The sequence below is a fragment of the uncultured Lactobacillus sp. genome (assembly GCF_902491705.1).
Lineage (GTDB): Bacteria > Bacillota > Bacilli > Lactobacillales > Lactobacillaceae > Lactobacillus.
Genome location: NZ_CABUIW010000066.1, coordinates 1 through 10,622, shown reverse-complemented (window position 1 = coordinate 10,622; position 10,622 = coordinate 1). Strand labels below are relative to the sequence as shown.

General features: G+C 36.5%; 12 protein-coding genes and 1 tRNA gene. 3 read left to right on the top strand and 10 right to left on the bottom strand.

From position 1 onward, the window contains the following. Positions 1 to 117 (top strand): IS3 family transposase (locus RDN22_RS10035; protein ID WP_308554877.1); only part of this gene is annotated, 117 nt, incomplete at its 5' end. A gap of 67 nt (positions 118 to 184) precedes the next feature. Here the strand turns inward: RDN22_RS10035 and RDN22_RS10030 are convergent. The 4 genes from RDN22_RS10030 to RDN22_RS10015 form a co-directional block, all read right to left on the bottom strand. Further along, positions 185 to 1,519: a PTS sugar transporter subunit IIC gene (locus RDN22_RS10030; RefSeq protein ID WP_308557925.1), complete on the bottom strand. Its 1,335-nt coding sequence runs from the start codon at positions 1,517 to 1,519 to the stop codon at positions 185 to 187. A 406-nt stretch (positions 1,520 to 1,925) separates the two neighbouring features. Further along, positions 1,926 to 2,783: a metallophosphoesterase family protein gene (locus RDN22_RS10025; protein WP_308557924.1), complete on the bottom strand. Its 858-nt coding sequence runs from the start codon at positions 2,781 to 2,783 to the stop codon at positions 1,926 to 1,928. 13 nt (positions 2,784 to 2,796) lie between these two features. Continuing rightward, complete coding sequence (locus RDN22_RS10020) at positions 2,797 to 3,726, bottom strand: glycosyltransferase family 2 protein (RefSeq protein WP_308557922.1); 930 nt, start codon at positions 3,724 to 3,726, stop codon at positions 2,797 to 2,799. Between the two features lie 31 nt (positions 3,727 to 3,757). Beyond that, positions 3,758 to 4,147 carry a hypothetical protein gene (locus RDN22_RS10015; RefSeq protein ID WP_308557920.1) on the bottom strand — a complete coding sequence of 130 codons (390 nt, stop codon included), beginning with the start codon at positions 4,145 to 4,147 and terminating at the stop codon, positions 3,758 to 3,760. 124 nt (positions 4,148 to 4,271) lie between these two features. Here RDN22_RS10015 and RDN22_RS10010 point away from each other — a divergent pair, with 124 nt between their 5' ends. Both RDN22_RS10010 and RDN22_RS10005 read left to right on the top strand, forming a co-directional pair. Next, positions 4,272 to 4,472, top strand: coding sequence for a hypothetical protein (locus RDN22_RS10010; protein ID WP_308557918.1), 201 nt, complete (start codon positions 4,272 to 4,274; stop codon positions 4,470 to 4,472). A gap of 95 nt (positions 4,473 to 4,567) precedes the next feature. Then, complete coding sequence (locus RDN22_RS10005; RefSeq protein ID WP_308557917.1) at positions 4,568 to 4,963, top strand: iron-sulfur cluster biosynthesis family protein; 396 nt, start codon at positions 4,568 to 4,570, stop codon at positions 4,961 to 4,963. 52 nt (positions 4,964 to 5,015) lie between these two features. Here the strand turns inward: RDN22_RS10005 and RDN22_RS10000 are convergent, their stop codons facing one another. From RDN22_RS10000 to RDN22_RS09975, 6 genes are all read right to left on the bottom strand, one after another. Further along, entirely contained in the window at positions 5,016 to 6,218 is a 1,203-nt protein-coding gene (locus RDN22_RS10000) for an ATP-binding protein (RefSeq protein ID WP_308557916.1), read from the bottom strand. A gap of 280 nt (positions 6,219 to 6,498) precedes the next feature. Then, positions 6,499 to 6,571: transfer RNA gene (locus RDN22_RS09995), tRNA-Thr, on the bottom strand. A 121-nt stretch (positions 6,572 to 6,692) separates the two neighbouring features. Further along, positions 6,693 to 7,601, bottom strand: coding sequence for an SLAP domain-containing protein (locus tag RDN22_RS09990; RefSeq protein ID WP_308557915.1), 909 nt, complete (start codon positions 7,599 to 7,601; stop codon positions 6,693 to 6,695). Between the two features lie 261 nt (positions 7,602 to 7,862). After that, the gene (locus RDN22_RS09985) at positions 7,863 to 9,110 is read right to left on the bottom strand and encodes an ammonium transporter (RefSeq protein WP_308557914.1); all 1,248 of its coding nucleotides are present in this window, start codon (positions 9,108 to 9,110) and stop codon (positions 7,863 to 7,865) included. A gap of 190 nt (positions 9,111 to 9,300) precedes the next feature. Then, positions 9,301 to 10,086: an SLAP domain-containing protein gene (locus tag RDN22_RS09980; protein ID WP_308557912.1), complete on the bottom strand. Its 786-nt coding sequence runs from the start codon at positions 10,084 to 10,086 to the stop codon at positions 9,301 to 9,303. A 161-nt stretch (positions 10,087 to 10,247) separates the two neighbouring features. After that, positions 10,248 to 10,574: a hypothetical protein gene (locus RDN22_RS09975; protein ID WP_308557927.1), complete on the bottom strand. Its 327-nt coding sequence runs from the start codon at positions 10,572 to 10,574 to the stop codon at positions 10,248 to 10,250. Between the last annotated feature and the right edge of the window lie 48 nt (positions 10,575 to 10,622).

Genomic DNA, 10,622 nt, shown 5'->3' with positions numbered 1-10,622 from the left:
GCTCAAGCTATAGAGGAATATATCAAATACTATAACGAAGAAAGGATAAAGAGCAGATTAAAAGGCTTAACTCCGAAAGAATATCGGAATCAAGCCTCTATTAATCCTATGTTTTAAAATGTCTACTTTTTAGGTCCCACTTCAAAATCGACATTGAGCTTCTATTTTTTTACCTTTATTTAGGCTATTTTGCTTCTTCTTCCACAATTTGACGCTTGTTAAGAGCGCTAATGAATGGCAAGTAGATCAAAATATCTAAGATAATATTGATAATCTGCAAGATCGACCCTGCAATACTACCTGTTGCCAAGAATCCAGAAATAATTGGTGGCATAGTCCAAGGAATAACAGTACCGTTACATAATGGAACTAAACCAAAGTTCATAGCAAGGTAAGTAGTAATTGCGTTAACGATAGGTGCAATCATGAATGGAATGATTAAAAGCAAGTTCATAACAACTGGTAAACCAAACATGGTTGGTTCATTAATGTTGAATAAACCTGGCACGATAGTCAATGGTGCTAAAACTTGGTTTTGCTTACTTGCACGCTTGCGCCATACTAAGTAACCGATACAAAGTACCAAACCGATAGTGGCACCACCACCACCCATATATACGAAGTTATCGATAAATGGTTGTGTAATAATGTGACCGCCGTGAGCTAAGTCTAAGTGACCTGCTTGGTTCAAGACACGGTTTGCGTCAGTTTGCATTAACCAGATTGGTTGCATAGCAGTGTTAACGACGTTACCACCGTGAATACCAACGAACCAGAACAAACTTAAAAGAATAATAGAAACGATTGTACCGCCTAAAGTGTCACCTAAGGCACCTAATGGCTTAGCCAATATGTTCATGATTACATCATGAATGTTGCCCCAACCAGCCCAAGTGAAGAGCCAGTAAACACAGCCGGCAATCGCAATAATTACGGCACCTGGAATCAAAGCTGAGAAACTCTTTGATACTGCAGGTGGCACAGTTGCTGGCATCTTGATTTGAATATTATGGTTAATGAACCATTGGAAAATCCAACCGGAAATAAGACCAAAGATAATAGCAACAAACAAGCCTCTACTACCTAAGTAAGCGTAAGGGAATCCTTCTACAGGAACCTTGTCGCCGCTCATAATGCTTGACGTTAAGATAAAGAAGACTGATGCAGAAATAATACCAGCTGAAACACCATCAGTCTTGTGTTGGTTGGCATAGCTCCATGCAATACCAAAGGCTGCAATAAGACCCATGATACCAAAGGAACCGTTAGTAATTTTACCTAAAATTTGGGCTATACTCGTGCCGTGCACCGCTGTCTTGTTTAGCCAATCTGTCCATCCTGGTGCAGGAAACGCGTTAATGATCATGAATAATGATCCAACGATAATCAGTGGCATTGCCATTGCGATACCGTCACGGACAGCAATTAAAGGTTTAAAGCTACCTATTTTTGCAGCTACTGGCATAATGTGTTTGTTAACAAACGCATTTAGGCCCCCACTTGAATTCTTTTCAGCCATAATAATTCCCCTTCTATGGTATTAATTTAAAATTCGAGTTCTTTTATATTTTGGTATATACCTCTATGACACTATAATACAATGAAAACGATTTTATTACTAGTATTTTCCAGAAAAATTTTTGAGCATATTTTATATCTTTGCAGCTTTAGGCTTAAGTGCTATAGTTAAGGTGTATTTTTAATAAAAGCGAGGAAAAGAATTATGAGTAAATATGTTGTTACATTAAGTGAAGAAGATTTACAAATGATCAAGGATTGTCACTCAAAGAACCCTTCAATCATGAAGGCCATGAACGAAGCTAAAAAAGTAGAAGACTAATCATTTTTTTGAGATCTCTAAATCAATTTACCTAATTTATGTTAGATAAAAAAAGGATCGAAATTCAATCGAATTTCGGTCCTCTTTATTTTTCTTCATTTTTCCATCTATAAGTTTTTACGATCTCGCCATCTTTACCTAGCGCTACAACATTACCATCATTATGCGGATAGATCATTGGATCAGAGTGTGATCCTCCATCAGTAAAGATTCGAGCAGGCTCACCTTGATATTGCATCTTTCTTACAACACAATTATCAGGAGCAAGACGATTCATTAATCTTCCATCATCAAAAACGCCTTCTAGTGAACACGTTGGCGTGTGCCCTACAACGATGGTTTTGCCTGTTTTATTGTGGGCAATCTTTTTATTTAAAGTATCAGAATACCAATAACTTTCTCTAGCCCAAATGCGGTAAAAATCATAATCGATCTTGATACCATGAGTAGATCCAGTGTAGCTAGCCGGATCATTGTATTTTTCATCCGGTCTTACTCCGCCATGGACAAAAATTATGTCTGGCGTTTCATACATAATTGGACAAGACATTAAGAAGCGATAGTACTTGCTCATGCGCACTTCTTCAGGCGTAGCGACTTTGCCAAGCAGCTGCTCCAATGTATCGCGGCCACCATTATAGAACCAGATGCCATCTTGGTGCTCACATTCATTTGCATAATTAAGCATCATCTGCTCATGATTGCCGCGTAAAACAATAGCGCCCTCACTTTTTTGCTCAATTAAATAATCCAGCACTTCTTTTACGCTATCTCGGCCATCGATATAATCGCCGCCAGTAACCAGCTGTGCCATTGGAAAATCTTTTTTGGCCTGTTCAATTAAATCAAGCGTTTCGTGATTACCATGAATATCAGAAATAAAGATGTAGTTTTCTTTTGCTCGATCGTTTACCAACGTGTTGTTAATAATCTTTTGGGTCATTTTGGGTTCTTCTTTATTTTTTCTCTTTAATAATATAAATCGGTCTTCGTTTAACTTGTAAATATATTCGGCCAATGTATTGACCGACCAGCCCTATGCATAATAGTTGCAGCCCGCCAATCAAAAGAATGATACAAACTAGTGATGACCAACCATTAATAGCATATTGTGGGAAAATCCAGTGTCTGACTACGATAAAGACAATGGCAAGAAATGACACAACGAATGAAACAAAGCCCAGCCATAAAGTAATATTTAACGGAGCTTGTGAGAAGTCAGAAATTCCATCCATTGCATATTTGAATAATTGCCACATGGTCCAGTCGCTCTGGCCAGCCACACGCTGAACGTTGTTGTAGCTTAGATACTTAGTGTTAAAGCCGACCCAGCTAAAAATTCCTTTAGAAAAACGACTGTATTCTGACATTGACAGCACTGCATCGACAACTTGGCGCGTCATCATACGGTAGTCGCGCACACCTGGTACAATCTTAGTATCTGAGATCTTGTTAACGACTTTATAAAACATGTGGCTAAGCCATGACTTGATTTTTCCTTCGCCGTTGCGGTCAATTCTCCGGCAGCCCACCATGTCCCAGTCGCCACTCATAATCAGGCTGTACATTTCAGGCAAAAATTGTGGCGGATCCTGCAAATCAGCATCCATCACTACAACCAAGTCGCCAGTTGCAGCTTGCAGACCAGCATAAAGTGCTGCTTCTTTGCCAAAATTTCTAGAAAAAGAAATATAGTGGATATGTTCACTATCCTGTTTTTGCAGCTTTTTTAATTCTTTTAGCGTATCATCACTTGAGCCGTCATTGATGAATAAATATTCGACAGTGACTGGCATTTTTTCGACCACCTTTTTTACTGCCGGATAAAACAACGGCAATGACTCTTGTTCATTGTAGCAAGGAACAATAATTGATAATTTCTTCATTAAATACGTGTTTTTTCCTTATTATATAAATCTATTGCATGTCGCCCTCGTTCCACACATCTTGTAAAACTGCGGTGAAATGCTTTATCTCGTTTTCATCAAAAACGATCAACAAACCATTTCTGACTACATCCATCTTTTCATCCCCATCAAAGCCAAGTTCCAGACTAGAGACAAACAATTCTTTCTCATCTGTTGCTTTCATCATCACGTACTTAGCTTCATAAGGCTTATCATCACTTAAATAGTTTAAAACAATTCGATCAAGCATTTGTTGTGAAAAGTTAAAAGTTTGAATATTATTTTCCTTTTCTTTTTCTTCTATCCAACCTTGATAATTATCTGGAGTAACTTGATTAGGCATCTTAATTAACATGAATTTATGTTGTTTTTTATCAACAAACAACTGACAAAGTGGCATCTCTATCGCTTCCTATTCTTTATTGTTCTTTATTGCCATTTATACTAATTCCATTATAAGGCATTGTTTGAACCAAGACTTACGAAACTAACTATAATGAAGGTGACGAAAAGAAGTGACTATTATGTTTAACAAAGAAAATGCAATTGATGCTTCTAAACTGCACGTTGATTCCTTCAAATACCAATCAACTGAGGACATGCCTAATGAGATCTACGAATCATGGCAAGAAAAGCATATGAATGCCAAGATCTTTAGCTTGCAGTTCCGCAACATTGGTCAAAGCGCAGAATGGCAAGAAATGATCATTATTTGGGCAGACTAGTTATATAACAGAGTTTCTTGATTTAAATCAATTATTATATGCTAAGCTTTGGATATAATATATGTAGATTTTGGATCAAGAAAGAAGTTGAGAATATGCTTAACATTAGATTTACTGATCAAGCATTGGATTATCTCAAGAGAAGAGAAATTTTAGATAAAGTACTTATTTTGATCACCGACGATGGTGGTGGCAAGTATTCTATCCAAGGTGGTAGCTGTAGTATTGGCGCCCACTTCTCCATTATTTGGGTAGACAAGGTTGATCCTGATTACCCTGTGAAGATTGATAATGATCAAAACGTGAAGATCTATACTTCAGACTATGACAAGACGATGATGGGACCAAATATGGTCTTGGATTATAATGCGGGTAGCCTTAGCTTGAAGTCGGATGAAGGGATGCTCGACAGCGGTGTTGAGATCGGTAATGGTGCCGCATTAATTGAAGCAAATAAGAATGTTAAACTTGGCGCTAATAAGCAATGTTAAAAATTCTTATACTTAAAAAGCCCACTAAATCTTGAGTTTAGTAGGCTTTTTATTATTCTTTTTCTAAAAGCCAATCTTTAATATTAATTATCGGAATTCCTGAAATCATGCTTTGTTCTTCATATCGACCAGTAATTACCATTTTTTGATAATTATTAGGTATTTCCAATAAGTTGTCCGTTTCTCTAGTTGAATTTTCGGGTAATTGGTAAGTGACTTGAATGTATTTACGCTCGTCTAATTTTGAAGCGACAAAGTCAATTTCTTTATTCTCTAACTTTCCAATTTGTACCTGATAACCTCGTCTAAGCAGTTCAATATAGACGATATTTTCTAGAATACTTCCTCTATCATTAATTCTTTCACCCAATGCTTGTGAACGTAGACCTGTATCAACAATATAGTATTTGCCTTGTGACGATAAAAGTTTACGACCACCAATGTCATAGCGATTTGCACGATAAAAGAGATAAGCTTGTTCAAAAGAAGTTAAATAGCGTTGAACTGCTGAATAAGAAATTGAAAAATGTGCTGATTTTAAAGTATTAACTATTTTATTAGGATTGACTAATTGCCCAACAGTGTCCGCAAGATACTTGGCTACTAGCATAACCAAGCCTGGGTCACGTAAGCCATTTTTGTAACCAATATCATTCAGAACTACAGTGTTATAAATTCCTGACAAAATAGTTTGTTTCAATTCTTTCTTTGCCAAAACGACAGCAGGAAATCCCCCATACTTAATATATTCATCATAGAGTCGATCGATTTCTGCTTCTGATGGATTCTTGGTTCTGAATGCGACTATTTCTTTAAAAGACAATGGATAAACATGAATTTCAATATATCTACCAGCCAAAAGAGTTGCTAGTTCTCCACTTAGCAAACTGGAATTACTACCGGTGATGGTAATATCAAGCATTGGATTCAGCCGCAAACTATTAACAACCTTTTGCCAATCCTTTACAAATTGAATTTCATCTAAGAGAATATACATTTTTTGATCAGGCAATATTTTTCCTTTCAGAAATGCATATAGTTTCTTAGGATCATACAGCTCAACATTATCAAAGTCTTCAAATGAAAGATAGATAATCTGGTCAGGATTAGTTTCATGTTCTAGTAAGTATTTTTGATACAACTTAAGAATGAATGATTTTCCTGAACGTCTGACTCCTGTCAAAACTTTAATGAATTCTGTATCTTTAAATTCAATCAAACGATTTAAATATTGTGGTCTTTCAAAGATGTCCATGTATCCACCTCACAAATAATTTATCTTATAAGATAAATTATACTATGATTTTGCAATAATTTATTTTATAAAGTAAATTTATAGCGATTTTAGGTAAAATTACTTTTATAAGATAAATTCACAGTAAATTTGAGTAAAATTTGTTTTATAAAATAAATCTATAGTGATTTCGAGTCAAATTTATTTTATAAAAGAAATTATTATATGCAAAAAAGCCTGCACGAATACTCAATCTTTTGCAATTGGGCTTCGTTACAGGCCTTTTTGTTAGTACTCTGAGTGCTGAATGCCAGAGTCGAACTGGCGACCTTCTCTTTACGAGGGAGATGCTCTACCAACTGAGCTAATTCAGCATGCTTCACAACACTAGAATTATACTAAAAAGTCCAGTCAATTTCAAATCTACTTTTTAAAGCAAAAAAAGAAGGCATGTTCGAAAACATAGCCTTCTTTTCTACGCTAAACTAAATTTAATTAGTTCTTCTTAGTTGCGTCTGTAGTTGTAGTAGTGGTGTTTGCTGCAGTTTTTTCAGTTGAAGTTGAAGCTGAAGCTGAAGCATTAGTCTTGTTTGCGTCTGCTGATGAAGTGGTCTTGTCATCCTTCTTAGTATCAGTAGTTGCAGCAGTCTTGTTTGCATCAGTTGAAGTTGCAGTAGTCTTGTCAGTAGTAGTTGCTGAAGTGTTAGTCTTGTTTGCGTCTGCTGCAGTAGTTGTAGTGGTAGTAGTGGTTGAAGCAGTGTTAGTGTTGGTGTTAGTAGTAGTGTCTGCTGGAGCCTTAACAGTAACAGTCTTCTTAGTTACTCTAACCTTAGCGTTCTTAACCAATACGTATTGACCCTTTGAGATTCTGTAGTACTTCTTACCACGGATCTTAACAACTTTTCTGCTGTTCTTGTAAAGAGCTTTAACTGAATGTCTCTTCAAAGTAACTTTCTTACCGTGCTTACGAACAACCTTACCATGCTTGTTGTATACGTATGACTTCTTGTTCAATCTTACTGAGTACTTCTTAACAGTCTTCTTTACTGGTGCAGTTTCAGTAGTTGAAGTAGTGTCTGCTGACTTGTCTGCGTCAGTAGTTGTAGTGGTAGTGGTAGTAGTAGTGTTTGAAGCAGTCTTGTTACCTTCTGCTGGAGTAGTTGCAGTTGCAGCGTTAGTGTTGTCTGCACTCTTAGTAGCAGTAGCTGAAGTGGTTGCTGCAGTAGTCTTTGATGCGTCAGCTGCTGGAGTAGCAGTCTTGTCAGTTGCTGAAGCAGTCTTGTTTGCATCAGTAGCAGCAGTTGCTGGAGTAGTTGCATCAGCAGCGTTAACAGTTGAAGCTGTCATAGGTGCGATTGCTAAGATAGCAGCAGCTGATAATAAAGTAATCTTGTTTAATTTCATCCTGGAGATCTCCCTAAAAATATAAAAGTTTTTAAACAACGAAATTAATTATAATACTAAATTGCAAAAATGATCACATTATTTGTTTCAAGGTCTGATTTTGGACTATGCCAAAGTTTCTGAAATCTGCTTGTATCTAGGCTCTTCATTGCCTAATCTAACAACAAATATTTTTTAGAAAATGAATTAATCAACCTTGGGGCATCCCTCACCTCAAAAAACAGTCCAATCTTACCCATTTTCTGTTAAATCCTTCACATTTTATTTTTCAAACTTAATTCCATAATCTGCCTGCTCACCATGCTCAGCTAAGTCGAGTCCCATCAATTCTTCTTCCTTCGAAACTCTAATTGGAATCAGCTTCTTTAACAACAAAACGATTACCGTCGTCATAACACTTACAAAGACAATCGTTAACAAAGTTCCGCCAATTTGAGCAGTGATCAAATGCAAGCCGCCACCATAGAACAATCCATTTTCAATGTGAGGGTTAACAATTTTCGTTGCAAATAATCCAGTCAAAATTGAACCCATAATTCCTGAAACGCCGTGACAGCCAAAGGCATCAAGTGGATCATCTAACTTAAGTTTTGGCTTAATAACATGAATGAATCCATAGCTAGCAAGTGTGCAAATGAAGCCAATCGCAAATGCTCCTGCAACGGTAACATACCCAGCGGCTGGCGTGATTCCAACTAACCCGCACAACGCACCTGTACAAAGGCCGATCATGTTGGTCTTTTCTTGAAGAAACATGTCCAAAAACATCCACACTACAAATGAAGTACCAGTTGCAACAGTTGTGGTCAAAAATGCCTGAGTCGCAATATCACTAACGGTGAGAGCTGAACCTACGTTGAAGCCGTACCAACCGATCCATAAAATGCTCGTTCCCATTAAAACCCATGGCAAGTTATAGTGTCTATCTTCTTTATCTGGTTTAAAGCCAATGCGCGGCCCAACAAAAATCGATAAAAGCAATGCCGTAATTCCAGCGTTAATATGAATGACCGTGCCGCCTGCAAAATCAAGCATCCCTGTTTTGGCTAAAATCCCGTGTGGCGTCCAAACCATATGTACCATTGGGTAGTAAATCAAAATTGACCAAATTACGACGAACGCTAACAAAAACTTAAACTTCATTCTGCCGACTGTTGCTCCAACAAACAAAGCTGGTGTAATAATCGAGAACATCATCTGAAACAATAAATAAGTTAAAAGCGTAATGCCGGTATCTTTTGAATAAAGTCCCTCTAGATCAAATCCGTTCAGGAAAAGACTCTTACTAAGACCCAAAATTCCACCAACATCTTTACCAAATGCCAAATTATAACCAAAAGCAATAAATAAAATGATGGCAATGCCTGTAATCATGAATACTGAAATCATCGTGTTCACAACATTTTTCTTTGAAACCATGCCGCCGTAGAAAAAAGCTAAACCTGGCGTCATGAAGAAAACTAAAACACTAGCGACAAAAACAAATAAAGTGTTGGCTTGGTTAATCATGTTCTTTCCCTCCAGAATTGAAGCAATTGTAAATTGGTCTAGTTTAATTATTACTGATTTAACAGCAATTAGTACCCAATTTATAAATATTGGTTTATATATTTTTCCTAATTATACACTCATTTTTGTTTTTGTCATTATTTTTTCAAAAAAAATAAAGCCACCGAAGTGACTTTATTTCATCGCTTAATTAAGCAACTTTAACGTTCTTAACTAATACGTATTGATTCTTTGAAATTCTGTAGTATCTCTTACCACGGATCTTAACAACTTTTCTGCTGTTCTTGTAGAACTTCTTAGTTGAGTTCTTCTTCAAAACAACTCTCTTACCGTGCTTACGAACAATTCTACCGTACTTGTCGTAGACATAAGCTTTTCTTCTTAACTTAAGAGTCTTCTTAGCTGCCTTCTTGGTTGTAGTGGTAGTTGTTGAAGAACTAGCAGTTGATGAATTGGTGTTTGAACTGTTAGTTGAAGTAGTAGTTGATGCTGTAGTATTTGCAGCTGATGAAGTATTATTTGCAGCGCTGTTAGTAGTTGTAGTTGCTACGTTTGAACTAGTAGCATTGTTTGCATTACTTGCATTGTTAGTGTCAGCAGTTACTGATGATGAATCATTAGATGTATTATCAGTAGTAGCTGAAGTAGTATTTGATGAAGTATTATCTGCACTAGTATTTGTTACATTTGATACTGATGCATTTTCATTAGTGTTAGTTGGGGTAGTATTTGATGAAGTGTTTTCAGCTGGTTTAGCTGGAGTTTTTTCATTAGAGTTGGTGTTTGCTGCATTGATAGTTGTTGAATTAGATGCTGCGTTAGTCGTTGCTGCATTATAGTTAACATTTCCACCAAAAAATAATCCCTTAGCTGCTGAACCAACAGTAGTTGTAGCATGGACAGTAGTGGCTGAAGCAACTGGTGCAATTGCTAAGATAGCAGCTGCTGACAATAAAGTGATTTTATTTAATTTCATTCTTGAGATCTCCTTAAAAAATCCTTATTACTCTGAAACTGCGAGTATTATAGCACCATTTTTATTCTAGTAGTTATTTTATTTATACCTTTAATAAAAAAAGTATCCAGCATTTTTCTGCTAGATACTTTTCTTCTTTATTTAACTTTTTCGTCATTATATTATTTATTTTCGTTTTCAAGATTGTTGATAGCAGTTTCAACCAAAGCATATGCTTGTTGAGCTTGGTTCTTAGCTTGAACATAGTCGCCCAAGTTTTCATCGCCATTTGCAAGTACACGAGCAAATGCAATTTGTTCTGCCATCAAAAAGTTGAACAATGAGTCCCACTTTTTATCTGCAAACTTAATTTCCTTGTTTGAAATCTTGGGCATCAATGAACGAGTTGTGTTAAATGCCTTTTCCAAGATTTGTTCATCTGCGTCGGTTAAGTCACGTACGTTGTAAGCTTGGTGAATTTGGTGAACCTTCAACAAGTCCTTTCTTATAGGAAGTCAAATATTTTATTCATAGAAAAAAGAGTATACTAAACATAT

Excerpts from the sequence above, each read along its gene's own strand:
- RDN22_RS10000 (WP_308557916.1), bottom strand. The coding sequence starts at position 6,218 with ATGGACATCTTTGAAAGACCACAATATTTAAATCGTTTGATTGAATTT.
- RDN22_RS09985 (WP_308557914.1), bottom strand. The coding sequence starts at position 9,110 with ATGATTAACCAAGCCAACACTTTATTTGTTTTTGTCGCTAGTGTTTTA.
- RDN22_RS10030 (WP_308557925.1), bottom strand. The coding sequence starts at position 1,519 with ATGGCTGAAAAGAATTCAAGTGGGGGCCTAAATGCGTTTGTTAACAAA.
- RDN22_RS10025 (WP_308557924.1), bottom strand. The coding sequence starts at position 2,783 with ATGACCCAAAAGATTATTAACAACACGTTGGTAAACGATCGAGCAAAA.
- RDN22_RS10020 (WP_308557922.1), bottom strand. The coding sequence starts at position 3,726 with ATGAAGAAATTATCAATTATTGTTCCTTGCTACAATGAACAAGAGTCA.
- RDN22_RS10010 (WP_308557918.1), top strand. The coding sequence starts at position 4,272 with ATGTTTAACAAAGAAAATGCAATTGATGCTTCTAAACTGCACGTTGAT.
- RDN22_RS10005 (WP_308557917.1), top strand. The coding sequence starts at position 4,568 with ATGCTTAACATTAGATTTACTGATCAAGCATTGGATTATCTCAAGAGA.
- RDN22_RS09980 (WP_308557912.1), bottom strand. The coding sequence starts at position 10,086 with ATGAAATTAAATAAAATCACTTTATTGTCAGCAGCTGCTATCTTAGCA.
- RDN22_RS09990 (WP_308557915.1), bottom strand. The coding sequence starts at position 7,601 with ATGAAATTAAACAAGATTACTTTATTATCAGCTGCTGCTATCTTAGCA.
- RDN22_RS10015 (WP_308557920.1), bottom strand. The coding sequence starts at position 4,147 with ATGCCACTTTGTCAGTTGTTTGTTGATAAAAAACAACATAAATTCATG.